Source organism: Streptomyces sp. RLA123 (assembly GCF_056270165.1).
This window is the reverse complement of record NZ_JBWDOR010000003.1, coordinates 6,245,811-6,270,360: the sequence shown is the minus strand read 5'-3', so window position 1 is coordinate 6,270,360 and position 24,550 is coordinate 6,245,811. Positions and strand designations below refer to the sequence as shown.

The 24,550-nt window shown below is 73.6% G+C and carries 23 protein-coding genes, 1 tRNA gene and 2 pseudogenes; 14 read left to right on the top strand and 12 right to left on the bottom strand.

The annotated features are described in order from the left end of the window. Positions 1 to 61: 61 nt before the first annotated feature. Entirely contained in the window at positions 62 to 1,114 is a 1,053-nt protein-coding gene (locus RV983_RS28620; RefSeq protein WP_475988596.1) for an LLM class F420-dependent oxidoreductase, read from the bottom strand. Between the two features lie 126 nt (positions 1,115 to 1,240). Here RV983_RS28620 and RV983_RS28615 point away from each other — a divergent pair, with 126 nt between their 5' ends. Beyond that, positions 1,241 to 2,221, top strand: a complete 981-nt coding sequence (locus RV983_RS28615) for an aldo/keto reductase (protein ID WP_475988595.1) — start codon at positions 1,241 to 1,243, stop codon at positions 2,219 to 2,221. Between the two features lie 40 nt (positions 2,222 to 2,261). Beyond that, positions 2,262 to 4,337, top strand: a complete 2,076-nt coding sequence (locus tag RV983_RS28610) for a helix-hairpin-helix domain-containing protein (protein ID WP_475988594.1) — start codon at positions 2,262 to 2,264, stop codon at positions 4,335 to 4,337. Positions 4,338 to 4,385: 48 nt separating this feature from the next. Here RV983_RS28610 and RV983_RS28605 read toward each other — a convergent pair whose 3' ends face one another. Further along, the gene (locus RV983_RS28605; protein WP_475988593.1) at positions 4,386 to 5,009 is read right to left on the bottom strand and encodes a hypothetical protein; all 624 of its coding nucleotides are present in this window, start codon (positions 5,007 to 5,009) and stop codon (positions 4,386 to 4,388) included. 47 nt (positions 5,010 to 5,056) lie between these two features. On the opposite strand from RV983_RS28605, the gene RV983_RS28600 reads away from it, so the two are divergent. Continuing rightward, the gene (locus RV983_RS28600) at positions 5,057 to 5,245 is read left to right on the top strand and encodes a DUF5703 family protein (protein WP_319661956.1); all 189 of its coding nucleotides are present in this window, start codon (positions 5,057 to 5,059) and stop codon (positions 5,243 to 5,245) included. An 80-nt stretch (positions 5,246 to 5,325) separates the two neighbouring features. Here RV983_RS28600 and RV983_RS28595 read toward each other — a convergent pair whose 3' ends face one another. The 4 genes and pseudogenes from RV983_RS28595 to RV983_RS28580 form a co-directional block, all read right to left on the bottom strand. Then, positions 5,326 to 6,222: a chaplin gene (locus tag RV983_RS28595; protein WP_475988592.1), complete on the bottom strand. Its 897-nt coding sequence runs from the start codon at positions 6,220 to 6,222 to the stop codon at positions 5,326 to 5,328. A 272-nt stretch (positions 6,223 to 6,494) separates the two neighbouring features. Next, a pseudogene (locus tag RV983_RS28590) lies at positions 6,495 to 6,743 on the bottom strand (chaplin); the annotation flags it as partial. A gap of 179 nt (positions 6,744 to 6,922) precedes the next feature. Then, entirely contained in the window at positions 6,923 to 7,156 is a 234-nt protein-coding gene (locus tag RV983_RS28585) for a chaplin (RefSeq protein ID WP_475988591.1), read from the bottom strand. A 141-nt stretch (positions 7,157 to 7,297) separates the two neighbouring features. Beyond that, the gene (locus tag RV983_RS28580) at positions 7,298 to 8,656 is read right to left on the bottom strand and encodes a M20/M25/M40 family metallo-hydrolase (RefSeq protein ID WP_475988590.1); all 1,359 of its coding nucleotides are present in this window, start codon (positions 8,654 to 8,656) and stop codon (positions 7,298 to 7,300) included. A gap of 152 nt (positions 8,657 to 8,808) precedes the next feature. On the opposite strand from RV983_RS28580, the gene RV983_RS28575 reads away from it, so the two are divergent. The 4 genes from RV983_RS28575 (at position 8,809) to RV983_RS28560 (ending at position 11,364) form a co-directional block, all read left to right on the top strand. Then, positions 8,809 to 8,896 (top strand) — tRNA-Leu (locus tag RV983_RS28575). A gap of 164 nt (positions 8,897 to 9,060) precedes the next feature. Further along, on the top strand, positions 9,061 to 9,465 hold the full coding sequence (locus RV983_RS28570; protein ID WP_475988589.1) for a DUF7144 family membrane protein: 405 nt from the start codon (positions 9,061 to 9,063) through the stop codon (positions 9,463 to 9,465). Between the two features lie 107 nt (positions 9,466 to 9,572). Then, positions 9,573 to 9,926 carry a hypothetical protein gene (locus RV983_RS28565; protein ID WP_475988588.1) on the top strand — a complete coding sequence of 118 codons (354 nt, stop codon included), beginning with the start codon at positions 9,573 to 9,575 and terminating at the stop codon, positions 9,924 to 9,926. Positions 9,927 to 9,936: 10 nt separating this feature from the next. Next, positions 9,937 to 11,364: a DUF2252 domain-containing protein gene (locus RV983_RS28560; RefSeq protein WP_475988587.1), complete on the top strand. Its 1,428-nt coding sequence runs from the start codon at positions 9,937 to 9,939 to the stop codon at positions 11,362 to 11,364. A gap of 36 nt (positions 11,365 to 11,400) precedes the next feature. On the opposite strand, the gene RV983_RS28555 is transcribed toward RV983_RS28560, so the two are convergent. Continuing rightward, positions 11,401 to 12,684 (bottom strand): chloride channel protein, encoded by a 1,284-nt coding sequence (locus tag RV983_RS28555; protein ID WP_475988586.1) that lies wholly within the window; start codon positions 12,682 to 12,684, stop codon positions 11,401 to 11,403. Between the two features lie 190 nt (positions 12,685 to 12,874). On the opposite strand from RV983_RS28555, the gene fahA reads away from it, so the two are divergent. The 3 genes from fahA (at position 12,875) to RV983_RS28540 (ending at position 17,138) form a co-directional block, all read left to right on the top strand. Then, positions 12,875 to 14,113, top strand: a complete 1,239-nt coding sequence (gene fahA / locus RV983_RS28550; RefSeq protein WP_475988585.1) for a fumarylacetoacetase — start codon at positions 12,875 to 12,877, stop codon at positions 14,111 to 14,113. Positions 14,114 to 14,233: 120 nt separating this feature from the next. After that, positions 14,234 to 15,670 (top strand): MFS transporter, encoded by a 1,437-nt coding sequence (locus tag RV983_RS28545; RefSeq protein WP_475988584.1) that lies wholly within the window; start codon positions 14,234 to 14,236, stop codon positions 15,668 to 15,670. Next, positions 15,660 to 17,138, top strand: a complete 1,479-nt coding sequence (locus RV983_RS28540; RefSeq protein WP_475988583.1) for a pyridoxal phosphate-dependent decarboxylase family protein — start codon at positions 15,660 to 15,662, stop codon at positions 17,136 to 17,138. The genes RV983_RS28545 and RV983_RS28540 overlap by 11 nt, the downstream gene beginning before the upstream one ends. A gap of 179 nt (positions 17,139 to 17,317) precedes the next feature. Here RV983_RS28540 and RV983_RS28535 read toward each other — a convergent pair. The 4 genes and pseudogenes from RV983_RS28535 to RV983_RS28520 form a co-directional block, all read right to left on the bottom strand. Continuing rightward, positions 17,318 to 17,543: pseudogene (locus RV983_RS28535) on the bottom strand (pirin family protein); the annotation flags it as partial. A gap of 7 nt (positions 17,544 to 17,550) precedes the next feature. Beyond that, the gene (locus tag RV983_RS28530) at positions 17,551 to 19,308 is read right to left on the bottom strand and encodes an acyclic terpene utilization AtuA family protein (RefSeq protein WP_475988582.1); all 1,758 of its coding nucleotides are present in this window, start codon (positions 19,306 to 19,308) and stop codon (positions 17,551 to 17,553) included. A 71-nt stretch (positions 19,309 to 19,379) separates the two neighbouring features. Continuing rightward, positions 19,380 to 20,741 (bottom strand): NAD(P)/FAD-dependent oxidoreductase, encoded by a 1,362-nt coding sequence (locus RV983_RS28525; RefSeq protein ID WP_475988581.1) that lies wholly within the window; start codon positions 20,739 to 20,741, stop codon positions 19,380 to 19,382. 186 nt (positions 20,742 to 20,927) lie between these two features. Next, positions 20,928 to 21,467: an NUDIX hydrolase gene (locus tag RV983_RS28520; protein ID WP_475990487.1), complete on the bottom strand. Its 540-nt coding sequence runs from the start codon at positions 21,465 to 21,467 to the stop codon at positions 20,928 to 20,930. A gap of 165 nt (positions 21,468 to 21,632) precedes the next feature. Here RV983_RS28520 and RV983_RS28515 point away from each other — a divergent pair, with 165 nt between their 5' ends. The 3 genes from RV983_RS28515 to RV983_RS28505 all read left to right on the top strand — a co-directional run bounded on the left by RV983_RS28515 (position 21,633) and on the right by RV983_RS28505 (position 22,920). Further along, on the top strand, positions 21,633 to 22,037 hold the full coding sequence (locus tag RV983_RS28515) for a YidH family protein (RefSeq protein ID WP_475988580.1): 405 nt from the start codon (positions 21,633 to 21,635) through the stop codon (positions 22,035 to 22,037). Next, a complete protein-coding gene (locus RV983_RS28510; RefSeq protein ID WP_475988579.1) occupies positions 22,037 to 22,360 on the top strand; it encodes a DUF202 domain-containing protein in 324 nt (107 codons plus the stop codon). The genes RV983_RS28515 and RV983_RS28510 overlap by 1 nt, the downstream gene beginning before the upstream one ends. An 86-nt stretch (positions 22,361 to 22,446) precedes the next feature. Continuing rightward, positions 22,447 to 22,920 (top strand): MarR family winged helix-turn-helix transcriptional regulator, encoded by a 474-nt coding sequence (locus RV983_RS28505; RefSeq protein ID WP_475988578.1) that lies wholly within the window; start codon positions 22,447 to 22,449, stop codon positions 22,918 to 22,920. On the opposite strand, the gene RV983_RS28500 is transcribed toward RV983_RS28505, so the two are convergent. Then, the gene (locus tag RV983_RS28500; RefSeq protein WP_475988577.1) at positions 22,866 to 23,810 is read right to left on the bottom strand and encodes a hypothetical protein; all 945 of its coding nucleotides are present in this window, start codon (positions 23,808 to 23,810) and stop codon (positions 22,866 to 22,868) included. The genes RV983_RS28505 and RV983_RS28500 overlap by 55 nt on opposite strands. Positions 23,811 to 24,012: 202 nt before the next feature. Here RV983_RS28500 and RV983_RS28495 point away from each other — a divergent pair, with 202 nt between their 5' ends. After that, the gene (locus RV983_RS28495) at positions 24,013 to 24,546 is read left to right on the top strand and encodes an AAA family ATPase (protein WP_475988576.1); all 534 of its coding nucleotides are present in this window, start codon (positions 24,013 to 24,015) and stop codon (positions 24,544 to 24,546) included. Positions 24,547 to 24,550: the final 4 nt, after the last annotated feature.

Below are 24,550 nucleotides of genomic sequence, written 5' to 3'. Positions count from 1 at the left end.
CCGGGACCGGCCGCCGCCGCGCGGTGGTCGCCGCGCCGCGCTCCCGCTCTGCCCGGCCGCTCTACTCGGCCAGCCCCGCCCGCTCCAGGGCCTCGACCCCGGCGCGCAGGGCCGCGATCCGCTCGTCCAGGGTGAAGCCCGCCGGGGCGAGGGTCAGCGTGGTCACACCCGCCGCGGCGTAGGCCTGCATGCGGTCGGCGATGCGCTCCACGGAACCGAGCAGGGTGGTGGAGTCGATCAGCTCGCGGGGGATCGCGGCCGCGGCGCCGTCCTTGTCGCCGGACAGGTACTTGTCCTGGATCTCGGCGGCCTCCTTCTCGTACCCCATGCGCTGCGCGAGCTTGTTGTAGAAGTTCTGCTTACGGCTGCCCATGCCGCCGACGTACAGCGCCGTGTAGGGGCGGAAGATGTCGGCCAGCGCGTCCACGTCCTCGCCGAGGGCGAGCGGGACGGTCGGGCAGACGTCGAAGCCCTCCATCGTCTTCCCGGCCTTCTCGCGGCCCGCCCGGATGTGGCGGAGGGCGGTGTCCTCCAGGTGCTCGGCGGAGGGGAAGATCAGCAGCGCGCCGTCGGCCAGTTCGCCGGTCTGCTCCAGGTTCTTCGGGCCGATGGCGGCGATGTACAGCGGGATGTGCTCGCGGACGGGGTGCACGGTCAGCTTGAGCGCCTTGCCGGGGCCTTCCGGCAGCGGCAGCGTCCAGTGCTCGCCCTCGTGGGTCAGCCGCTCGCGGGACATCGCCTTGCGGACGATCTCCACGTACTCACGGGTGCGGGCCAGCGGCTTGTCGAACCTGACGCCGTACCAGCCCTCGGAGACCTGGGGCCCGGAGACGCCGAGACCGAGGCGGAAGCGGCCGCCGGACAGCGAGTCGAGGGTGGCCGCGGTCATGGCGGTCATCGCGGGCGTGCGGGCCGGGATCTGGAAGATGGCGGAGCCGACGTCGATGCGCTCGGTCTGGGCGGCGACCCAGGACAGGACGGTGGGCGCGTCCGAGCCGTAGGCCTCGGCCGCCCAGCACACCGAGAAGCCGAGACGGTCCGCCTCCTGCGCGACGGCGAGGTTGTCAGAGTCCATCCCGGCGCCCCAGTAGCCGAGGTTGATCCCGAGCCGCATAGCGCTCCCCTTACCAGTGAGTAACGTCTTTGTTCCCCGAACCATATCGCCCTGACGGCGGCACAGCGCCTGTCGGGTACGCCACTCGGGCCCAAATACCGTCGTTGACCAGTAATCTCAGCCCTCATGGAGCAAAGGCACCTCGGCCGTACCGGACTGCGTGTGTCCCGGCTCGGGCTCGGCACGCTGACGTGGGGACGCGACACCGGCGAACTCGACGCCGCGGACCAGCTCAAGGCCTTCTGGGAGGCCGGCGGGACGCTCGTCGACACGGCCGACGTGTACGGGGACGGCGGCGCGGAGTACCTGCTCGGCCGCCTCGTCGAGGACCTGGTGCCGCGCGCGGACCTGGTGATCGCCACCAAGGCCGGCAGCGTCCGCGACCCCGACCGCCGCTTCGACGCCTCCCGCGGCCATCTGCTCGCCGCCCTGGACGCCTCATTGGAGCGGCTCGGGACGGACTACGTGGACCTGTGGCAGGTGCACGCGTACGACCCCACGACGCCCCTCGACGAGACGCTTCAGGCCCTCGACCTCGCCGTCACCTCGGGCCGCGCCCGCTACGTCGGCGTCTCCAACTTCTGCGGCTGGCAGCTCGCCAAGGCCGCCACCTGGCAGCGTGCCGTGCAGACGCGGACGCCGCTGTCGAGTACGCAGATGGAGTACTCGCTGCTCCAGCGCGGCATCGAGCGCGAGGTGCTGCCCGCGGCGCTGGACCTCGGAGTGGGCCTGCTGCCCTCCTCCCCGCTCGGGCGGGGCGTGCTCACCGGCAAGTACCGGCACGGCACCCCGTCGGACTCGCGGGGCGGCTCTGAGGACATGGCGCCCTTCGTCGCGCCCTACCTCGACGAGACGGCCCGGCTCATCGTGGACGCGCTGGCCATAGCGGCCGACGGGCTGGCCTCCTCACCGCTCCAGGTGGCCCTGGCCTGGGTACGGGACCGCCCGGGGGTCGCGGCGCCGATCGTCGGGGCGCGCAACGCCCAGCAGCTGGCGGCGGCTTTGTCAGTGGAGGCCCTTAGTCTTCCCGAAGAGATCTGCCAGGCGCTGGACGACGTTTCGGCGCCGCTGCACCGCTATCCGGACCACGACTGGAGCACGCTGTGAGCGTCCTCCGGCGGTAGTCCGCCCTACTACGGAGGCCACCGTGACCGAGGACCGCGACGACCGCGACCGCGAGGACACCAGCGGAGCCGAGGCGGCACCCGGTGCGGACGCGACGCCGGCACAGTCCGCCGGCGCCGCGGACGACACCGGCGAGGACGCACCGCCGCCCCGGCGCCCGCGCCCGTCCACCGAAGGCGTCGGCTCGCAGCTGCCCGAGGAACTGTCGGACCTGGCGGCCGCGGTGCGGGCCATCGAGCGCGGCGAACGGCCGGCGGCCGTGCCCAGGGGCCGCACCGCCCCCGCGCGCCCCGCCCCGGAACGCCCGGCGGTGGCCGCGCCCTCCCCCGTCCCGGTGGCCCCGGCGCCCCTTCCGACCCTGCTGAGCGGGGACGCGGTGGCCGCCGCGCGCACGGTGCTCGCCGCGGGCGGCGCGCCGGAGGGACTGGCGGAGGCGGCCGTGTCGGCGCTCGGCGAGCGGGCCGGCGAGGCGCTGCGCGAGGACCCGTGGCAGGTGCTGTCCGTGCCCGGCGTCCGGGTGGAGCAGGCCGACGGCTTCGCGAAGGCCCTGCTGGGCGGCTCCGCCGGCCCGGAGGACGAGCGCCGGGTGCGCGCCCTGGTGGTCCGGCTGCTGGAGCAGGCGGCCGAGCAGGGGCACACGGCGGTCGAATGGTCCGTGCTCGGCGCGGCCCTGGGCCGGCACGCGGTCACCGCCGCCGACGACGCGCTCAAGGCGGCCGTCACCGACGGCCTGGCGCTGCTCTTCCACGTCCCCGACGACAGCGCCGGACCCGTGCAGGCCTCGGGCGACGACGACGATGACGAGGGCGACGGGCAGCCGGTGCGGCTGCTGCTCGGCCTGGACCGGTGGGCGATGGCGGAGGAGAGCCTCGCCGACGGCCTCATGCGGCTGCTCAACACCTTCTCGCCCGACGATGGACCGGACTGGGAGGGCGCGGCCGCCGCGGCGCCGTCCTCGTCCGCCGGCGCGCTGGTGCGCGCCGCCGCGGGAAGCGGGCTCGTGATCCACCAGGGCGCCGAGGAGGCCCGTGCCGAACCCGCCGCCCTGGTGGCGGCCGCCCGGGCGCTCGGACTGCGCGCCTACGCCGCGGCGGCCACCGAGGACGGCCGCAGGCGGCTGGCCGAGGCGGGCGCGGACGCGGACGCGGTGGCCACCGTCGCGGGCCTGCTCTCCGGCCACGAGGGGCCCGGACGGGACGAGGACGGGACGCTGGCACTGGACCTGCTGGCGGTCCTGGACGCCCCGCAGTTGGACGTGGAGGCCGCGGCCACCCTCGTCGAGGGCGTTCCCGACGGTGCGCGCCTGGTTCTCTCCGGAGACCCGGGGTCGCTGTGGTCCGCCGGCCCCGGGAGGGTCTTCGCCGACCTGGCGGCGGCCAAGGTGTGCCCGCAGGTCGCCTCGCGCACGCCGGACCCGGGGCCGATCGGCGAACTGGTCTCGGGCATCGGCATCGGTGAGCTCACACAGGTCGAGGCGCCGGAGAAGGAGGTCGTCATCGTCCCGGTGCGCGACCCCGGCGAGGCGGTGCACCGCACGGTGCAGTTGGTCGCGGACTCCGTGCCCCGGGTCATCGGGGTGCCCTCCGCGAGCACCCAGGTCATCACCCCGGGGCACGGCGGCGCCGCCGGTACCCGGGTGCTCAACGCGGCGCTCAAGGAACGGCTGAATCCCGGCCCCGGCCGCTTCGGCGGTTTCGACCCCGGCGACCGGGTGCTCCTGACCCGCGTCCCCGGCGCGACCGTGCCCGGCACCGTCACCGGTGGCGGTGACGAGGGCCTGCGGGTGGACTGCGACGGTGCCGCCGTCGTCGTCGCGCCCGACGCCGTCGCCGGCCAGGTGCGCCACGGCTGGGCGGTCACCGCCCACCAGGCCGCCGGCCGCCGCTGGCCGGCCGCCGTCGTCGTGCTGCCGGGGGACGCGGCGCAGACCCTGACCCGCGCCTGGATCTACACCGCCTTCGGCCGGGGCGAGCGGCATCTGTCCGTCGTCCACGGCGTGGACCAGGCGCTCCCGCGCGCCGTCGCCGAGATCCCGGCCCGGGATCGCACCACGCGGCTGCGCGAGATCCTGCGCGAGCAGGCGGCGTCGGCGCAGTAGCGCACGGCACGGGGGCCCGGGCTTGCCCGGGCCCCCGCGCGGAGCGCGTCACGCCTCGCTGCGGTCCTCGCCGAGCACGTCGCTCTCGTCGTCGAAGACCGCGCTGACGTCGAACCGGCAGATGAGGTGGCGCGGATCGGCGTGCTCGAAGGGGGTGGCCAGCCACTCGCCCGGTTCCGCCGCCTCCACCGCGGTCACCCAGACCGTGGAGTCGCCCTCCTCGAGGCCGAACTCCTTGTGCCGCTCGGCGATCTCGTCGGGCTCGTACTCCCCGAACAGGGCCCCGATCGCGGCCGCGACTTCGGTACCGCCCTCGCGCCCGGCGTCGGTGTCGGCAACACGTTCCGCCTGCTGCACCAGGCGCTGCGGATCGCCCACGGTGTAGTCGCGGCGGATCAGGACGCTGATCGCGCCCGGCTGCTCGGGACCGTCGTACTCGGGCAGCGTGTCCCCGAGCGGCACCTCGAAGGGGGTGACCTCGTCATAGGTGTCGTAGAGCAGCTCGTCGTAGGCCTCGGCCGCCGAGGCCAGGGCCTCGAAGGCCTGGTAGACCGCGGGATCGTCCTCCCCGGTGCGGTGCTCGACCGCGGCCAGGTGGCGGTCCAGAGCGGCCTTCACCGCTTCGACGGCGGCACGTACCTCGGCAACAGTGGGCTGCGCGACATCAGACATGCGGAAGACGCTATCCGTACTGGGGCGCTCCCCGCACAATAGATGCGATGCCTGAATACGAATTCAGAGATGTGTACGTGCCACGGGGCGTCTCCCGCAAGGAGGCCCAGCGGCTGCTGACCGACCATGCGGAGTACGGGCACTGGGAGTTGGACCGTCTCCGCCTCTACCCGGACGGCAGCCGCCGGGTTCGGCTGCGCCGAAGAATCATCCGCCAGGTCCGCGCCACATGGTGACGTACGCCACATGAAGCGGGGCCCCGCGCCAGCGGGGCCCCTTTCCTCACATGCCGCCCCATCGGGGGAGACGGAGGCGTTCAGCGACGCGCCGCGCGAGCGCGGCGGAAGAGCACGGCACCGCCGAGCAGCAGGCCGGCGCTGGTGAGCAGCGCGGTGCCGATGTCCTCGGAACCGGTCTGGGCCAGGCTCGGGCCGCCACCGCCCGGCACGCCGGCCGGCTCCGGGTAGTTGTGCTCCGGGTAGTCGTTGTTGTCGCGCGGGATGTGGCGGTGCGGGCGCGGGTGGTGCCCGTGGCCCTTGCCGCCGCCGTAGTAGCCGCCGCCGCCGGCGTTCACGCACGTGTTGCCGACCGCCGGGTTGAGCAGGCCGATGACGTTGATGGAGTTGCCGCAGGCGTTGACCGGGATGTTCACCGGCGCCTGAATGGCGTTCCCGGAGAGGATGCCGGGCGAGCCGACCGCGGCGGCCTGGGCCGACGCACCGCCGTGCCCGAAGCCGCGCCCGTCGCGGTCGCCGCCGGAACCGCCGCCGAAGCCGCGTCCGTGGTCGCCGCCACCGAAACCGTGGCCGCCGTCGTTGCCGCGGCCGCCGAACGCGGAGTCGACACCGCGGGTGGAACCGCCGCGGCCGCCGCCGTCCTTGTCGGCGTACCCGTCCTTGTCGCGGTAGCCGCCGCCCACGGGCTTGCGGAAGCCCTTCTTGTAGACGCGGACCTCGCGGTGCCCGAAGGACCCGTTGACGCAGGTGTTGCCCGCCGCCGGGTTGAGCAGGCCCACCACGTTGATGGTGTTGCCGCAGACGTTCACCGGGATGTTCACGGGAACCTGGATCGCGTTCCCGGACAGAACGCCCGGCGAGCCGGCGGCGACGCCGGACGCGTTGGAGTCCGCATAGGCGGCCATACCGCCGGTCACGGCGAGCACGCCGCCGGTCGCGACCGCGGTGAGCAGCCCCTTTTTCGCGACTTGTCGCATGGAATGTCCCTGCCTTGCTTTTCCAGATACGGAAACCGGCGGGCAATGCCCGCCGGGGGAATGGTCGCCCCCCCGGACGTCAGAATGTCGCCTCCCCCACCGGGTCGGCCCCGGAAGCGCACAGGGCATTTCCGGGGCCGACCGGTTTCAGGCCGTCAACGAGGCCCTAAGCAACGTCACTTGCCGTCCTTGTCGATGTAGCCGCCACCGATGGGCTTGCGGAAGCCGCCCTCCTTGTGGAAGCCCTTCTTGTAGACGCGGACCTCGCGGTGCCCGAAGGACCCGTTGATGCAGACGTTGCCCGCCGCCGGGTTGAGGAGGCCCACCACGTTGATGGTGTTGCCGCAGAGGTTGATCGGGATGTTGACCGGAACCTGGATCAGGTTCCCGGACAGAACGCCCGGCGAGCCGGCGGCCACGCCGGACGCGTGGGAGTCCGCGTGGGCCATGCCGCCGGTGACGGCGAGCGCACCGCCGGCCGCGACCGCAGTGATCAGCGCCTTCTTTGCAACCTGTCGCATTGTATTTCCTTGCCTTGCTCTTCCGGATACGGAAACCGACGGGCGATGACCCGCCGGGGGAATGGATGACCCCCCCGGACACGAATACCGGCACTCCCCCAGCCGGGGCGGCCCCGAAGCCCGCGCGGGGCTTCACGGGGCCGGCCGGGATCGGGCCTTCGAAGAGGCCCGAAGCGATGTCAGCTGTTGAGGCAGACGTTGCCGACGGCGGGGTTCAGCAGGCCCACGACGTTGATCGTGTTTCCGCACAGGTTGATCGGGATGTTCACCGGAACCTGGATCACGTTGCCCGACAGCACGCCCGGGGAACCGACAGCGGCACCCTGGGCGCCGGAGTCGGCGACGGCCACGCCGGCACCCGCAGCCACGAGCCCACCGGTGACCACGGCAGCAGCGACGACCTTCTTGATCATTCTTCCTCCTCGTTGGCAAAACGGCCCCAACTTCGGACCGCACAGGAACCAACGAGTGGACACAAGGCGCGCTACTGCCGCTGGGATTCATTCACTCTTTTCGGCTAAGCGGCAGGAAATGTCGATAATTGGCGAGTCGTTTCAACTGCTCGCGAGGAAGCGGTCGAGCACCCGCACTCCGAACTTGAGACCGTCCACCGGTACCCGCTCGTCGACGCCGTGGAACATTCCGGCGAAGTCGAGGTCGGGCGGCAACTGGAGCGGCGCGAAGCCGAAGCAGCGGATGCCCAGGTCGTCGAAGGACTTGGCGTCGGTCCCGCCGGACAGGCAGTACGGCACGGCGCGGGCGATCGGGTCCTCGGCCTTCAGGGCGGCCCGCATGGCCTCCACGAGCGCCCCGTCGAACGTCGTCTCCAGCGCCTTGTCGGAGTGCACGTCCTCACGCCTGACCCGGGGACCGAGGATGCGGTCCACGTCGGCCAGGAACTCCCGCTCGTAGCCGGGCAGGAAGCGACCGTCGACGTGCGCGGTGGCCTGGCCGGGGATCACGTTGACCTTGTAGCCGGCGCCCAGCATGGTCGGCGCGGCGGTGTTGCGGAGCGTGGCCCCGATGAGCTTCGCGATGCCGCCCAGCCTGGCCAGCGTCGTCTCCATGTCCTCGGGGTCGAGATCGGTCCCGAGGGCGTCGCCCAGTTCGTCGAGGAAGCCGCGGACGGACTTGGTGACACGCACCGGGAACTGGTGCCGCCCGAGCCGGCCGACCGCCTCGCACAACTCGGTGATCGCGTTGTCGTTGTTGGTCATGGAGCCGTGGCCGGCGGTGCCGTCCACGGTGAGCCGCATCCAGTGCATGCCCTTCTGGGCGGTCTCGATCAGGTAGAGCCGCACGTCCTCGTTGACCGTGAAGGAGAAGCCGCCGACCTCGCCGATCGCCTCCGTGACGCCCTCGAAGAGCTCCGGGTGCTTGTCGACCAGGTAGCGGGCCCCGTACACGCCGCCGGCCTCCTCGTCGGCGAGGAAGGCGAGCACGATGTCGCGCGGCGGGCGGCGCCCGCTGCGCAGCATGTCGCGCACGACCGCCAGGGTCATCGCGTCCATGTCCTTCATGTCGACCGCGCCGCGGCCCCACACGCAGCCGTCGGCGATCTCGCCGGAGAACGGGTGGTGGGTCCAGTCGTCGGCGTTGGCGGGCACGACGTCGGTGTGGCCGTGGATGAGCAGGGCCGGCCGCGACGGGTCCTCGCCGGCGATGCGGGCGACGGTGGAGGCCCTGCCCTGGTGCGACTCGAAGATCTGCGGCTCGAGGCCGACCTCGGCGAGCTTCTCGGCGATGTACTCCGCGGCGGCCCGCTCGCCCGGGCCCGAGTGGTCGCCGTAGTTGCTGGTGTCGATCCGGATGAGGTCACGGCAGAGGCCGGCGACCTCGTCCTCGCCGGTGGTCGTACGGACGGCCGGGCTCGACTCGCTCACGCTGTCTCCTTCGTTGGTCGATCTCCCCATCCTCCCCCGCACCCCCACCGGGCCGCGAGGCCCCCCGGGCCCCTTCGTGCGGCCGTCACGCGGGCCCCGGCGGCCGGGTTGATCGAGGGGCCCCGGATGTTTGCTATTGTTTTCCACGTCGCCGGGCCCAAGCGCCGGGCGGTAGACACCTTGTCCGGGTGGCGGAATGGCAGACGCGCTAGCTTGAGGTGCTAGTGCCCTTTATCGGGCGTGGGGGTTCAAGTCCCCCCTCGGACACCATGTGAAGCCTGTGGGCGGTACGGCCGGAGTACGGCGGTGCCGCCCTTCGGCGTTTCCGGGCCCCGGAACGGCACCCGGGCCGGGCCCTCGCCCGGCCCGACGCGCTCCGCATGCCGTCCGCTGCGGACCGTGGCACGCTGGTTCCGAAGAGTAAGGAGCCCACCATGGCCACTCCACGAACGGACGGCTCCGCGGCTTCCGGATGGATCGTCTTCGCCGCCGTCCTGATGATCTTCGGTGGCATCTCGGCGATCCTCCAGGGCGTCGCCGCGATCGCCAAGGACAACGTCTTCGTCGTGACCAGCAACTACACGTTCCAGTTCGACCTGAGCGCCTGGGGCTGGATCCATCTCGTCCTCGGAGTGCTGATCGTCCTCATCGGACTGCTGCTCCTGCGGGGCGCGCTGTGGGCGCGCATGGCGGGCGTGGCGATCGTCGGCCTCGCGCTGCTGGCGAACTTCATGTGGCTGCCGTACACCCCCTTCTGGGCACTGGCGATGATCCTCCTCGACGGCGTCGTCGTCTGGGCCCTGTGCACCGCTCCGGGGCGCAGGCCCGCGGCGGTGTAGGACCGCCGTCGATTCAGCCGACTGGTCGCGCTGCGGGTGACAGGGGCCGGCGCAGGCGGCAGCGTTGCCCTCAGTACCGGTCCCCCGTACAGACGAGGACGCTCACCATGGCCGCTCTCCGCCGGCCCGGCCTTCACGCCGGCGCCCTGCTCCTGCTCCTCGGCACCGCGGCGTGCTCCGGTATGACCCATCAGGCCGTGGGCAATCTGGTCTACACGACCACCGACGGCAAGGCGCAGCAGATCGAGAGCCCCTCGGTCGACGGGTGCCACCCGCTGACGGCCCCCGGGGCGAAGTCCATCGACAACAACACCGTCAACGACGTGATCCTCTACACCCGCGAGGACTGCCACAACGCCACGGGGACCAGCCAGTTCTACCTGTCCTCGCAGACCAGTGACCCGGGCGTACCAGGCCAGGCCCCATGGAAGAGCTTCACAGTGGTCGGCGGAAGCCACTAGGGACGGCGCCATGACGGACGGGCAGGACGAGCCGGCCGCGGCGGCCGGCGAGCGGGAGCACCTATCGCCGGACGAGCGTGCGGCGCTGGGCAGGGCCGCACGTCGGACCACGCCCCGGTCGGGTCACGCGCAGTGGGAGCCCTCGCCGCTCCGGACCGACCCCGTCGACGTGATCGAGGACCAGTCCGCGCGCCGGGTGCCCGAACTCGTGCCGATCCGGTACGGCCGGATGGCCGAGTCGCCGTTCCGCTTCTACCGCGGCGCGGCCGCCGTCATGGCGGCCGATCTCGCGGGCACGCCGGTGACGGGGCTGCGCACCCAGTTGTGCGGGGACGCGCACATGCTCAACTTCCGGCTGCTCGCCTCGCCCGAGCGGCGGCTGATGTTCGACATCAACGACTTCGACGAGACGCTGCCCGGACCGTGGGAGTGGGACGTCAAGCGCCTGGCCGCCAGTCTCGTCATCGCGGGCCGGGCGGCCGGCTTCTCCGCCAGGGAACGTGCGGCGACCGTCCTGGCCGCCGTCGGGGGGTACCGCGAGCACATGCGCCGCTTCGCCCGGATGGGCAATCTCGACGTCTGGTACACCCACTTCGAGGCGGACCGGCTGCAGGAGCGGTTCGCCCCTCTGCTCGGCTCGCGGGACCGGGCGCGCTGGGAGCGTTCGCAGGAGCGGGCCCGCTCGCACGACACGCTCCAGGCGTTCGTCAAGCTCACGCATGTGGTGGACGGCGAGCGGCGCATCGTGCCCGACCCGCCGCTGCTGACGCCGCTGCGCGATCTGCCGGACACCCGGGACGCCGGGGTGGAGCGCGAGCTGGCGCGGCTGATGGAGCGCTACGGCCACACCCTGCAGTCCGACCGCCGCACGCTGCTGGAGCAGTACCGGGTCGCCGACATCGCCCGCAAAGTCGTCGGGGTGGGCAGTGTGGGGACCCGCTGCTGGATCGTCCTGCTGCTCGGCAAGGACGACGAGGACCCGCTGTTCCTCCAGGCCAAGGAGGCCGACGAGTCGGTGCTGGCCCGGCATGTGGGCGCCTGCCTGCAGCGGACGCAGGGCGAGCGCGTGGTGGCCGGGCAGCGGCTGATGCAGGCGACGAGCGACATCTTCCTGGGCTGGGAACGCGTCCACGGCATCGACGGCCGCCGGCGGGACTTCTATGTGCGCCAGTTGCGCGACTGGAAGGGCATCGTGGTGGCCGAGACGATGTCGCCCCAGGTGATGGGCATCTTCGGCCGGATGTGCGGCGCCACGCTGGCCCGCGCGCACGCGCGCTCGGGGGACCGGATCGCGATCGCCGCCTACCTGGGCCGCGGTGATGTCTTCGACCGGGCGCTGGCGGACTTCGCCGAGCTGTACGCCGACCAGAACGAGCGCGACCACCAGGCACTCCTGGACGCCGTGCGGACCGGCCGGGTCACCGCGCGGGACGCCTGACGCCGGGGGGCTGCCTCCCCGCTCCCCGCTCCCCGCTCAGTCCGTGACGCGGCCGAACGACGGGATGTCCGGTCCCTGGGGCAGCAGTTCGGTGGTGACGAAGGCGACGACCGCCGCCAGTACGACCACCGGCACCGACTCGGCGTTGCCCAGCAGGAGGACGACGAGTACGACCGTGCTGACGGGCAGCCGCATCGCCGCGGCGCACGAGGCGGCCATCCCCGCGGCCATGGCGGGCACGAGGCCGAAGCCCGGCAGCGGGGCCAGGAGCACGCCGCAGGCCCCGCCGAGGAAGAGGGAGGGGAAGATCGGGCCGCCGCGCAGGCTGCCGAGGCAGAGGGCGTAGGCCAGGGACTTGAAGACCAGTACGGCGACCAGGGCGGTGACCGGCCACGCGTGGGGGTCGGCGGCGAGCTGCGGCAGCGTGCTCTGCCCGGACAGCGCCGCCTCGGCCGGTGAACGCCCGGTCAGCAGGGCGTAGGCGGCCACGCAGACGCCCGCGGCCACCGAGCAGGCGACGGTGTTGCGCAGGGGGCGCCGGGAGACGAGGACCGCCGCGTACCGGCCGCCGACGACGATCCAGTGGACGAGGACCCCCACGACCAGGCCCATGAGGACGCCCCACACGACGTCGCCGGTGTCCAGTGCGGACGGCTTCGGCAGGCCGATCTCCAGGCCGCCGGTCTTGAGACCGGTCCAGCGGCCGAACCCGGTGAAGACGAGGTCGCCGACCCCGCTGGACAGCAGGGCGGGCAGCATGACGGCGAACAGCTGCGGACCGCCGACGCCCGCGACTTCCATCAGCAGCACCGCCGCCACGAGCGGACTGCCGAAGATCGTCGCGATGGCGGCCGCGGCACCGGCCGCGCCCAGCAGCACGGTGCCGGTGGGAGTGGGGGATGCGCGGACCATGGTGCGGAAGACCAGCGCGATGCCGCCGCCGAACGCGATCAGCGGCGCCTCGGGGCCGAGGACGGCGCCCAGCGGCAGGCTCGCCACGGCCGCCAGGACGACCCCGGGCACCGCCGCCGCGCCGGCCCCGCCGGAGTGCAGCCCCGACGCCGGGATGTGGCCGCCGCCGCCCGGGAGGCGCTTCGCGACCAGGCCGACGGCCAGACCGGCGATCGCCAGCAGCGGGAGCGGCCACCACCAGGGCGGCTGGTCGTGGCCGAGGTGCCGCGGCCACTCCTGCCAGACCAGCTTCTCCAGTTCGTGGAGGCCGACGAGGAACCAGAACGCGAGGAAGGACACCGGGATGCCGAGCACGGCGGAGGACAACAGCGTCCTGCGGTAGTGCGGCTGACGCAGCAGGGCCCGCAACTGGTCGGCTTCCTGCGGCTGGTTCGCGGTCCCGGAGATCGCCTTCCCCTCTCGTCGCGACGCACCTTTCGCGACAAGTGCGGCTTTTGCGACACTACCGATGCGAGCCGTCCGGCGGTCTCAGCCACGCTGGACGCTAGGGTGGGCCGACCGCGCGAGGAGGCGCGGCGCTGACGCGTATGGAGGTGCCATGGCCGCCCCTACCTGGGTCGCCGTGCCGGACGACTCCCCCTTCGGTGTGCACAACCTGCCGTACGGGGTGTTCACCACCGCGGACCGGCCGGGCGAGCGGCGGATCGGCGTGGCCGTCGGGGAGTACGTGCTCGACGCGGGGGCGGTGGCCGCGGACGAGCCGGCACACGCCGCGGCGGCGCTGCTGGCGGCGCCGTCGCTCAACGCGCTGCTGGCGGCGGGCCGGCCCGCCTGGACGGCGGTCCGTGCGCTGCTCACCGCCTGGCTGACCGACCCGGCGCACCGCCCGGCGGTCGAGCCGCACCTGCTGCCGCGACCGGCGGTCACGCTGCACCTGCCGTTCGAGGTGGCGGACTACGTCGACTTCTACGCCTCCGAGAACCACGCCACCAACGTCGGCCGGATCTTCCGGCCCGACGGCGCGGCGCTGCCGCCCAACTGGAAGCACCTGCCGATCGGTTACCACGGCCGCAGCGGCACGGTGGTGGTCTCCGGCACGCCCGTCGTACGGCCGAGCGGCCAGCGGCGGGCGCCGGGCGAGTCCCTCCCCGACTTCGGGCCGTCGCGGCGGCTGGACGTCGAGGCGGAGATCGGCTTCATCGTCGGGGGCCCGACCGCGCAGGGCTCGCCGGTGGCGCTCGCCGACGCGGAGGACCATGTCTTCGGCGTCTGCCTGGTCAACGACTGGTCCGCCCGTGACATCCAGGCGTGGGAGTACGTGCCGCTGGGCCCGTTCCTCGGCAAGTCCTTCGCGACCTCCGTCTCGCCGTGGATCGTCCCCCTCGACGCGCTCGCCGCGGCCCGCGTCGCCCCGCCGGCCCGCGATGCGGCGCTGCTGCCCTACCTCGACGACCAGGACGATTCCGTTCCGCCGCGCGGCCTGGACATCGCGCTGGAGGTGCGGCTGCGCGGGGAGGTGGTCTCCCGGCCGCCGTTCGCCACGATGTACTGGACGTACGCGCAGATGCTCGCCCACATGACGGTGAACGGCGCCTCGTTGCGGGCCGGGGACCTCTTCGCCTCCGGCACCGTCAGCGGGCCCGAGCGGGCGCAGCGCGGCGCGCTCATCGAGCTGACGTGGAACGGCGAGGAGCCGCTGGTGCTCGCCGACGGGACGCGGCGGACGTTCCTGGAGGACGGCGACGAGGTCGTGATCACGGCGACCGCTCCCGGACCGGACGGAACGCGGATCGGCTTCGGCGAGGTCGCCGGCCGGGTGGCGGCCGCGCGGGCGTAGCGGGAAGCGGCCGGTGGGCGGACGGGAATTGGCCCGTTCCCGGATCTGTCGGTGCGCCGGGCCGTTGTGATCTCCTGACCCTGTCGCTCCGCCGCCCGCACCCCGGCCCGCAGGAAACCCATGCCCGAGACGCCGCCCCGCACCCCTTCCGGGGACCCCGGCCGCGCGCCCGCCGTGCCGCTGCCGCGTGAAGTGCGCATCGGGTACGGCCTGGGGTCGCTGGGCACGGGCGCGTTCGGCACGGTGCCGGGGCTGATCCTGCTCTACTACCTGACGAACGTGCTGGCCGTTCCGGCGGCCGTGGCGGGCGCGGCGGTGTTCCTCCCCAAGGCGTGGGACGTGCTGATCAACCCGCTGGTGGGGGCCGCCGCCGACCGCAGCCGCCTGCAAGGGGGGTCACGGCGGCCGTTCCTGCTGGCCGGCGCGCTGACTCTGCCGCCACTGTTCGCGCTGGTCTTCGCGGCGCCGCCGCTGCGGGGCGCGGCGGCGGCCGGCTACGTGGCCGTGGTCTTCCTGCTGGCCGCGACCGCCTACGCGGTCTTCCAGGTCCCATACGTGACGATGCCCGCCGAGATGACCGAGGACACCGGCGAACGGGCCCGCGTGCTGGGCTGGCGGGTGGGGTTCCTGGGGGTGGCGATCCTGCTGTCGGGCGCGGTGGCCCCCGCGATCGCGCACGGCAGGGGCGACACCCCCGGGAGCTACCGGCTGATGGGCGGCGTCGTGGCGCTGCTGCTCCTGGCCGGGACGCTCGGGGCCTGGCACTTCACCCGGCGGGCCCCTTCCGTCGCCCGCAGTGAGGCGGAGCCTTCCCTGAAGGCGCAGTTGGCGGCCGCCCGGGAGAACCCGGCCTTCCTCTTCCTGGTGGGCATGTGGACGCTCCAGGCGCTCGCCGTCGGGATCATGCTGGCCGGGGTGCAGTACTTCGCCACGTACACCCTCGGCGCCGCGGACGCCGTCACCCCGCTGTTCGCCTGCATGATCGGCCCGTTGGTGCTGGTGATGCCGCTGTGGAACCGGCTGGCCCGGGCACGCGGCCCGAAGTACGCCCAGTGGTGCGCCTCGTCGCTGTTCGTCGCCGCGGCCGCGCTGCTCGCGCTGACCCCGTTCGCGGGCCCGGCGCTGGGCTACCCGGCGGTGGCGGCCGTGGGGATCGCCTACGCGGGGCTTCAGTTGCTGCCGCTGACGATGCTCGCCGACACCCTGGCCGCCGACGCGGCGCGGACCGGGCGGCGCCGGGCCGCGACCTTCACGGGTCTGTGGACCGCCGCCGAGACCCTGGCGCTCGCCCTTGGCGCCGGGATCTTCGCCCTGGTCCTGGCGGTGACCGGCTTCCGTTCCTCCGACGCCGCCCATCACGCCGATCAGCCCGGCGCCGCACTGGCCGGCATCACGTCCGGCATGAGCCTGCTGCCCGCCGTGCTCGCCGCGGCGAGTCTGTGGCTGCTGCACCGCTACCGGGAGGACGTCCCGGTCCCCGCGGCTGCCCCGTCCGGCTCAGGCCCCGGCCCCGTTCGTACCAAACCGTCCGAGGACAGGAACGACCATGCCCACTGAGCCCGTTCCCTCCCCCGCCCTGCCGCCCGGCCGTCCGGGCGGTGAGGTGCTGGCCGAACTGCGGGGTCTGCGCGCGCAGGACGCCCCGACCCGCGGCGGGCGCACCTTCGCCTACGTCTACGACTCCGGGCGGGCCGGGGTGGACGAGCTCGCCGCCGCCGCGTACACGGAGTTCGCGGGCGTCAACGGACTGGACATGACGGTCTTCCCCAGTGTGGCCCGCCTGGAGAACGACGTCGTGGCCGCGGCCGTGGCGCTGCTCGGCACGCCCGGCGCGCAGGGCAGCTTCACCAGCGGCGGCACCGAGTCGATCCTGCTGGCCGTGAAGACCGCCCGCGACCACGCCCGCGCCGCGCGCGGGATGACGGAGCCCCAGCTCCTGCTGCCCTCGACCGCGCACGCCGCCTTCCACAAGGCCGCCTCCTACCTGGGCCTGGAGACGGTGACCGTCCCCGTGGACCGGGAGAGCCTGCGGGCCGACGCGGCGGCCATGGCGGCCGCGATCACCGGCCGTACCGCGCTCGTCGTCGCCTCAGCGCCCTCGTACGCGCACGGGGTGATCGACCCCGTACCGGAGATCGCCGCCGCGGCGGCCGCGCGCGGGGTGCTCTGCCACGTGGACGCCTGTATCGGCGGCTGGCTGCTGCCCCATCTGCGGCGGGCCGGGCGGGAGATACCGCCGTTCGACCTGTCGGTGCCCGGGGTGACCTCACTGTCGGTGGACCTCCACAAGTACGGCTACGCCGACAAGGGCGCCTCCGTGGTGCTGTACCGGGACGCGGAGCTGCGCCGCCACCAGTACTTCGCGCACGCGGGCTGGCCGGGCTACCCGGTGGTCAACCCGACGGTGCAGGGCACCAAGTCGGCCGGGCTGCTGGCCCAGGCGTGGGCGGTGCTGCGGTACATCGGCGGGGACGGCTACCGGGAGCTCGCCGAGCGGACCGCGGAGGCGGCCGGCCGGCTGCTGCCGGGGCTGCGCGCCGTGGAGGGCGTACGGGTGCTGGGCGACCCGGGGGCCGCACTGGTCGCGTTCACGCTGCTCGGGCCGGACGGCACGCCCGATCTGAGCCTGCTGCTGCACCTCGCCGACGAGATGCGCGAACGCGGCTGGTACCTCCAGCCCCAGCTGTCCTTCGACGGGCTGCCGCCGAATCTGCACCTCACCCTGACCCCCGCGTCGGCCGGGCTGGTGGACGACCTGCTCGCCGACCTGGACGCGGCCCTCGAGGCGGCACGGGCCCTGGCGCCGGTGGCCGTGGACCCGGCGCTCGCGCAGTTCGCGGCCGGGCTCGACCCGGACACCCTCGGGCCGGAGGAGGTCGAGGGGGTACTGGCCTTCGCGGGCCTCGGAGGCGGATCGGGACTGCCGCGCCGGATGGCCCCCGTGCTGATGCTGCTCGACGCCCTGCCGGGCCGCCTCAAGGAGCGGCTGCTGACGGAGTTCGTCGGCTCGGTCTTCCGGGTCTGAGGCACCGCACCCGGGGCCCGGGAGCCCGCGTGCGGTGTGTTCGGCGACGTCGGTGACGCGGCCGAACGGGGTTCGGCCGCCGGTCCCGGAGGTGGCCGGTGGTCGCTTCACCCGTCCGGCCGAATGAGGAACGCCCTTTGGCGGCAGACCTGTTCACCCACCCCAGTGCAGCGCCGGCGAGGCACCTGCGTACCGGGCTCGCGGCGATGTCGTCGGCCCGTAGTGGTCGACGAAGCACCAGGCGCCGACCGTGCGGCGGCCCAGGTTGGGCAGCAGGCGGCGCACCTCGCTGCTCTCGCCGAGGGGGACGACGCGGCCGGTCAGCAGGTCGTGCACGGGGGCGGCGGAATCGTCCTCGCGTCCGCCGCGGGCGGCGGGCAGGGGACGTACGTCGAGATTGCTCATGGGGTGGTCAGGCCTCGGTGCGTGGCGCCGGGAGCAGCGCGGCGGGGATGTCGGCCTCCAGGCCGCGCAGTTGCTCCCCGAGCCCCTTGGCCTGCGGGTCGGGACGGGTGGACGCGGCGACGCCCTCGCCGAGCAGGCCGTGGACGACGAAGTTGAGCGCGCGCAGATTGGCCAGTTCCCAGCGGCTCACGCGGAGCTTTGCGGCCTCCGGCACGAGCTCGCGGAGCCGTTCGACGTCGAGCCAGTCCCGCAGCCAGGCATACGCGGCGTCGCTGCGGGCCCACAGGCCGACGTTGGCGTCGCCGCCCTTGTCACCGGAGCGGGCGCCGACGACCAGGCCCAGGGGGGCGCGCACGGTGGGCCCGCCCGGCGCGGGGACGGCGACGGGCACAGGCACGGGCACGGGCACGGCGGCGGACGCCGGGGAGCGCGGCACGGGGACCCGCGTGCCGTCCTGGAGCACGACCTCGTGCCGGACCACGTCGGCCGGGACCAGGGCGGGCCAGTGCACGCCGTACTCGGTGGCCTTCGGCGAGAAGTGCTCCATGTGCAGGCCGGGTGCCGTCGACAGGCCGGTGCCGACCACGGCGGAGAACAGCGCGCGGCCGGCCTTGTCCTTGTCGGCGTCCTTGACGGTCAGGGTGAGCCGGGCGCCGGACGCGGTCGGCTCCAGGCGGACGTCGTAGCTCCCGAACCGCCCGGGCCCGCCGGTGGCGTCCAGCAGTGACGCCTCGGCGAACCGGGCCTTGGCCTCGATGTCGGGACCGGTCAGCACGAAGGTCGCGGTGTTGCGGTAGCCGCCGTGGTGGTTGACGCACACCTTGAGGGTGTCGGGGGCGGGCTCACCGCGGGCGCCGCTGACCAGTACCCGGTCCGGGCCGAGTTGTTCGAGGGTGACGGTGTCGAAGCGGGTGACGACGTCCGGGTTGAGATAGGAGGGCCGGTCGATCTCGTACAGCAGCTGGGCGGTGACGGTCTCGACCGTGACGGCGCCGGCGGTGCCCTCGTGCTTGGTGATGACGGCGGACCCGTCGGGTCGCATCTCGGCGATGGGGAAGCCGGGGTGCACGGGGCGCTCGATCTCGGTGAAGAACGAGTAGTTGCCGCCGGTCGCCTGGGCACCGCACTCGATGATGTGCCCCGCGGTGACGGCTCCCGCGAGGCGGTCCCAGTCGTCGGGCGCCCAGTCGAAGGCCCATGCCGCGGGACCGACCACCAGGGAGGCGTCCGTGACGCGTCCGCAGATCACCACGTCGGCCCCGGCGCGCAGCGCCTCCGCGATGCCCCACGCGCCCAGGTAGGCGTTGGCGGTGACGGGCCGCACGCCGGCGTCGGCGAGGGTGCGGCCGGTGGCGAGGTGCGCGAAGGGGTGCCCCTGCGCCTGGAGTTCGGGCAGCCGCTCGATGAGGTCGTCGCCCTCGACATACGCCACCGACGGGCTCAGCCCGGCGAGCGCGGCCAGTTCGCCGAGTTTGGCCGCGAGCCCGGCCGGGTTGAGCCCGCCCGCGTTGACGACGACCTTGATGCCGCGCTCCAGGCAGGTGCCGAGGACGTCGCCCATCTGGGCGAGGAACGAGACCGCGTACCCGGCGGCCGGGTCCCGCTGCCGGGCCTTCCACAGCAGCAGCATCGTGAGTTCGGCGAGATAGTCGCCGGTCAGCACGTCGATGGGGCCGCCCTGAACCATCTCACGGGCGGCCGCGAGGCGGTCCCCGTAGAAGCCGGAGCAGTTGGCGATCCGCAGGGTGTCTCGTCGCTGGGTCATGTCCCTCGCCGTCGGCGGTGTCGGTCTTCAGATGTGGTGACGCGGTGGTGCGCGGGGCGGGGCCGCCGGGGTCAGGCTGCGGTCGCGCGCAGGGAGTCCACGTGGCGGCGGATCTCCTCCGGCGAGAGGTAGATGTCGGTGACCTCGAAGTCCTTCAGGGCCGCCGGCCTGCGTGCCTGGAAGCCGGTGCGTACGAAGTCGTCGCCGGCGACGGCGTTGAGGAACCAGCCGGCGGCGGCCCGGAAGCGCGCGGGGAAGGTGCGCAGCGCGCCGAGGTGGTAGCCGCGGGCCACGATCTGCGCGGGCAGCCCGCTGAGCGGGATACCGAGCGGTTTGGAGACCGCCTCGATGCCGCCGAGGTCCACGACGAGCCCGAGGTCCTTGTGCCGGTACGGCTCCAGGGGGCGGCCGCGCAGGGCGGCGACCACGTTCTCGGCGACGGCCTTGCCCTGCCGCATGGCGTGCTGGGCGGTGGGCGGGCACACGGCGCCGCCGCCGGTCACGAGGTCCGGGACCGCCGCGGAGTCGCCGAGGGCGAACACGCCGTCGGCGCCGGGGATGCGCATCTCGGCGTCCGTGACGAGACGGCCCTTGACGGTCTCGGTGCCGAGCGTGGTCACCAGTGGGCTGGAGACCACGCCCGCGGTCCAGATCAGGGTGCGGCAGGGGAGTTTGCGGCCGTCGGTGAAGGTGACGGTGTCGGGCGTGACCTCGGCGACGGACACGCCCAGCGACACGTCGACCCCGCGCTCCCGCATGATCTGCAGCGCCTTCAGGCCGAGCTTCTCGCCGAGCTCGGGCATCAGGCGGGGGGCGATGTCGATCAGGTGCCACTTGATGAGCGTCGGGTCCAGGCGCGGGTAGCGCTTGGCGGCGGCCGTGGTGAGCCGCTGCAGGACGGCGGCGGTCTCGGTGCCCGCGTAGCCGCCGCCCACCACCACGAACTGCAGCCGGGACTCGCGCTCGGCCCGGTCGGTGGTGGCGGAGGCCAGGTCCAGCTGGGCGATGACATGGTCGCGGATGTACGCCGCCTCGGCGAGGGTCTTCATGCCCCGGCCGTACTCGGTGAGTCCTGGGATGTCGAAGGTGCGGGTGACGCTGCCGGGGGCCAGGACGAGGTAGTCGTACTGCTCCACGAGCTCCTCGTCGGTGATCTTCTTGACCACCACCGCCTTGGCCGCCGGGTCCACGCCGATCGCCCGCCCGGGAATCACCGTGGTGCGGTGCAGCATGCGGCGCAGCGGGACCGCGACGGCCTGCGGGGTGAGGACACCGGCGGCCACGTGCGGCAGCAGGGGCAGATAGAGCTGGTGGCTCCATGGCGTCACCAGGCTGATGTCGGCCTCGTCCGGCGCCAGCCGGCGTTCCAGACGGTGCGCGCACTCCATGCCCGCGAAGCCACCGCCGACGACCAGGATCCTGGGTCGGTTCATCACTCGCCTCCCGTGAGACCGTTCGGGCCCGATTTCCTACCCGCGGCATGTACGGATACGCCTCCGGCCACGCTCGCACAGGCCCCGTCGTGGCGCGAACGGAACACCGGGGCGCGCGAGCGGCACGCTACCGGCCGTGCCCCGCGGAGCAGAAGAGCCGGGGCGGCACACGCCGCGACGCGGTGGTCAGCGCGCGGTGCGGCGCCAGGTGAGCAGCCGGTGGTAGGCCTCCAGTCCGTCGGGGACCCACGCGCGGCGGGGCAGTTGGTCCTCCAGTTCCCGCTCGGTGAGGAAGGCGTGCCAGGCCACCTCCTCCACCTGCGGCGCGACCGCCAGGTCGCAGCGCACCTCGTAGACCCGGGACCACCAGGTGTGGCCGGCGGCCGCGCCGGTCCCCTCGTACAGGAAGCCGAACAACGGGGTCGGGCGCGGCAGCCCGCTGACGCCGAGTTCCTCCTCGGCCTCGCGCAGAGCCGCGTCGTCGTACGCCTCGCCCGCGCCGACGACACCGCCGACGAACATGTCGTACAGGGAGGGGAACACCAGCTTCTGCGCCGTCCTGCGGTGCACGAACACCCGGTCGCCGGCGTCCCTGGCCAGGATGAACACGCACCGGTGCCGTAGTCCGCGGGCGGTCGCCTCGCCGCGGGTGGCCCGGCCGACGACCCGGTCCTGCTCGTCCACGATGTCCAGCAGCTCGTCCGCCGAACGCGGCGCTCCGTCCATGCTGTCCCTGCCGTCCTTGCCGTCCTTGCCGTCCACGCAGCGCCTCCGCCGTGCCGTCCCCGGTGATCTCCGTACGGTGCCACGCCCGCGGACGTCACGCACCCCTCCCCCGGGCGGCAGCCCGTGGACGCCGGGGGTTGTCCCGGCGTGGGTAGGGTGAAGCGTGTGATCGACGCTGTCCGGAAAACCGCGCGGGCGGTCGGCCTGTGGTTCGCCCCGGAACGGGTGCGGACGGAGGGCCCGACGCCCGACTACCGCTTCTCGCTGGCGAACGAGCGGACCTTCCTGGCCTGGCTGCGCACGGCGCTGGCGCTGGTGGGCGGTGGCTTCGCCGTGGACCAGTTCCTGCGGAACCTGCAGCGTCCGGTCCGGGTGACGCTGGCCGTCGTGCTGGTGGTCGGCGGGGCGATGTGCGCGGTGCGGGCGGTCAACCACTGGGTGCGCTGCGAGCGGGCGATGCGGCGCGGGGATGACCTGCCGGTGTCGCGGTTCCCGGCGCTGCTGGCGGTGGTGGTGGCCGCGATGGCGGTGGCGCTGCTGCTCACCGCCGTGCTCGGGCGGGCCGGCTGATGGACGCCGGTGGCGCCCTGCCGCGCGATCCCGGGCTCCAGCCGGAACGGACCCGGCTGGCGTGGCGGCGGACGACCCTCTCCTTCGCGGTGGCGGCGTTGCTGGCCGGGCGTGAGGCGCTGCTGCACGGGGTGTCGCCGGGCGCGATCGGCGGGGTGGCGCTCTGCGCGCTGATGTGGCTGGCCTTCACCGCGGTCGCGCAGCGCAGGATCGCCGTGCTGGACGACGTCCGGCCCCCGGTGCTGACCGGGCCGTGGGCGGCCGGGGCCGTGCTGTGCGTCCTGGTCCTGGTCCTCCTCGGGTCGGCGCTGCTGTTCCTTTGAGCGGGTCCGGCGCCGGCGTGCTCCTCAGGCCCGGGGGCCGTCGAACAAATGGTTCACAATGTCAAGTATCTGAGTACACTCGCTGCATGAGCGCCCGGAACGCCCCGACCGCCCCGACTTCGCCGAACGTGACCCCGCCCTCCAAGATCCAGCTGCTGGAGCTGCTCGCGGTCATCGGTACCGCCCAGTGGCAGGACTTCGCCGCCGCGGCGGCACGGCACGGGCTGACGTCCATGCAGGCGAAGGTGCTCTCCCAATTGCACGGCCCGGTCCCCATGCGCGGTCTCGCCGAGCGGCTGGTGTGCGACGCGTCCAACATCACCGGCATCGTCGACCGCCTCGAGGCCCACGGGTTCGTGCGCCGCGAGGTGAGCCCGGCCGACCGCCGGGTGAAGAACGTGGTCGCCACCGATCTGGGCCGCGAGACGATGCGCCGGGTGCGCGACGAGATGCAGGCCACCCACGGCGCCCTCGACGTCCTCGACGCCGTGGAGCGGGAGACGCTCTACGGCCTCCTGGAGCGGCTGCGCCCGGTCATGGAGGACCGCGCCCGCGGCTGACGCCGCAGCGGCGCGACCAGCGCCCGGACGTTCCGGTCGGCGAAACCGGGCTCGGCGCCGATGACCCGGATCAGGGCCTCGCGCACGGCGCGGCCGCGGCCCGCCTCGACCAGCGCGAGCGACTCGGCCAGGGCCACCGGCAGCCCCGGGCGGTGCCAGGGCTCGGCGGCCCACTCGTCGAACCACCGCAGCGGCGGGAAGCAGGGTTGCAGCTTGTCCTGGTCGTTGCCGAGGTAGGCCCAGACCCGGCCGTCCAGAGACACGCTCGCGGCGTGCCCGGCCGGCAGGGCACGGGCCCAGCCGCCGTCGGTGTGCTGCTGCCAGCGCCAGGTGTTCGGGCTGGTCCGCTCCCGGATCGTCACGCCGACGAAGCGCAGCTTGCGGCGGATCACCGGCCAGGGCTCTCGGCTCTCGGCCGCCCACCCGGCCAGCGCGCCGTGCAGCACGTCGTACGTCGTGCCCCCGTGCACGACGTCGACGAGCGCGAGCGGCCGCGTGCGGCGGGCCAGGTCGTACGGGGCGAGCCCGGCGGCCGCCAGGTGCTCCCGCAGCCGGCGGGTGTGCGCCGTGCCCCGGCCCGCGCGGGACAGCCGCAGCGACAGTGGGAGGCGCAGCAGCCTCCCGTCCCAGGAGGAACCCTCGAAGGCGCCGCCGAGCAGGTCGTACATGCTGTCCAGGGAACGCCCCACGAAGCACAGGTCGGCCCCGCCGGAGCGGGCGAGCACCTTGCCCGCGCAGTCCGTCAACTCGGGCAGGAACCAGAGCCGGGGCGGTTCGGCCCCGCCGGCGAGCGCGCCGAGGCGGTCCGGGCGGCGTCCGTCGCGGGCGCGCGACAGCGTCCAGCGGTACGGCTGCGGCGGGACGGGACGCGTGCCCGGCGGGGAGGTCATGGCCCCCAGTCGACCACGCCCCGGCCCGGCCGGTCATCTGGATTTCCGGTCGTCCGGTACCAGGGATTCCGCTGCCCCCGCGCACGACCGTAGATTCGCCCCTGACACATCAATGTCCTTGAGAGGAAGGCCTGATGACGATCCGTCATCGGATGCGTGACAGACGGCCCGCCGGTCGCCGGGGGCCGCGGCGGTGCGAGGCATGTTCCTGATCACGGGCATCCCGGCATCGGGCAAGTCCACCGTGGCGCAGGCACTCGCCGAGCGGCTGCCGAGGTCGGCGCACATCCGCGGGGACGCCTTCCGGCGGATGATCGTGGGCGGCCGTGCGGAGCCGGTGCCCGTGGAACACGACGACGAGGGTCCCGGCGAGGAGACGCTGCGGCAGATGCGGCTGCGGCACCTCCTGGCCGCGGCGAGCGCCGACGGGTACGCCGCGGCCGGATTCACACCCGTGCTCCAGGACGTGATCCTCGGCGACGAACTGCCGCGCACGATCGCGCTGCTGCGCACCAGGCCGCTGCACGTCGTCGTCCTCGTCCCGCCTCCCAGGGCGGTCGCCGCGCGGGAGGCCGCTCGCGCCAAGCGGGTCTACGACTCCGTCGTGACGCCCGCCCGGCTGGACCATGCGCTGCGCTCGGGCACGCCCAGGATCGGACTGTGGCTGGACACCGGCGAGCAGACCCCGGAGGAGACCGTCGACACGATCCTGCGTCACGCCGGGCCCACGGGCTGACCGC

Coding starts and splice junctions, on each gene's coding strand:
- RV983_RS28605 (WP_475988593.1), bottom strand. CDS start 5,009: ATGTCTGATGTCGCGCAGCCCACTGTTGCCGAGGTACGTGCCGCCGTC.
- RV983_RS28595 (WP_475988592.1), bottom strand. CDS start 6,222: ATGCGACAAGTCGCGAAAAAGGGGCTGCTCACCGCGGTCGCGACCGGC.
- RV983_RS28570 (WP_475988589.1), top strand. CDS start 9,061: ATGGCCACTCCACGAACGGACGGCTCCGCGGCTTCCGGATGGATCGTC.
- RV983_RS28600 (WP_319661956.1), top strand. CDS start 5,057: ATGCCTGAATACGAATTCAGAGATGTGTACGTGCCACGGGGCGTCTCC.
- RV983_RS28585 (WP_475988591.1), bottom strand. CDS start 7,156: ATGATCAAGAAGGTCGTCGCTGCTGCCGTGGTCACCGGTGGGCTCGTG.
- RV983_RS28495 (WP_475988576.1), top strand. CDS start 24,013: ATGTTCCTGATCACGGGCATCCCGGCATCGGGCAAGTCCACCGTGGCG.
- RV983_RS28520 (WP_475990487.1), bottom strand. CDS start 21,467: ATGGACGGAGCGCCGCGTTCGGCGGACGAGCTGCTGGACATCGTGGAC.
- RV983_RS28615 (WP_475988595.1), top strand. CDS start 1,241: ATGGAGCAAAGGCACCTCGGCCGTACCGGACTGCGTGTGTCCCGGCTC.
- RV983_RS28540 (WP_475988583.1), top strand. CDS start 15,660: ATGCCCACTGAGCCCGTTCCCTCCCCCGCCCTGCCGCCCGGCCGTCCG.
- RV983_RS28560 (WP_475988587.1), top strand. CDS start 9,937: ATGACGGACGGGCAGGACGAGCCGGCCGCGGCGGCCGGCGAGCGGGAG.
- RV983_RS28525 (WP_475988581.1), bottom strand. CDS start 20,741: ATGAACCGACCCAGGATCCTGGTCGTCGGCGGTGGCTTCGCGGGCATG.
- RV983_RS28545 (WP_475988584.1), top strand. CDS start 14,234: ATGCCCGAGACGCCGCCCCGCACCCCTTCCGGGGACCCCGGCCGCGCG.
- RV983_RS28510 (WP_475988579.1), top strand. CDS start 22,037: ATGGACGCCGGTGGCGCCCTGCCGCGCGATCCCGGGCTCCAGCCGGAA.
- RV983_RS28500 (WP_475988577.1), bottom strand. CDS start 23,810: ATGACCTCCCCGCCGGGCACGCGTCCCGTCCCGCCGCAGCCGTACCGC.
- RV983_RS28530 (WP_475988582.1), bottom strand. CDS start 19,308: ATGACCCAGCGACGAGACACCCTGCGGATCGCCAACTGCTCCGGCTTC.
- RV983_RS28565 (WP_475988588.1), top strand. CDS start 9,573: ATGGCCGCTCTCCGCCGGCCCGGCCTTCACGCCGGCGCCCTGCTCCTG.
- fahA (WP_475988585.1), top strand. CDS start 12,875: ATGGCCGCCCCTACCTGGGTCGCCGTGCCGGACGACTCCCCCTTCGGT.
- RV983_RS28580 (WP_475988590.1), bottom strand. CDS start 8,656: ATGGGGAGATCGACCAACGAAGGAGACAGCGTGAGCGAGTCGAGCCCG.
- RV983_RS28620 (WP_475988596.1), bottom strand. CDS start 1,114: ATGCGGCTCGGGATCAACCTCGGCTACTGGGGCGCCGGGATGGACTCT.
- RV983_RS28505 (WP_475988578.1), top strand. CDS start 22,447: ATGAGCGCCCGGAACGCCCCGACCGCCCCGACTTCGCCGAACGTGACC.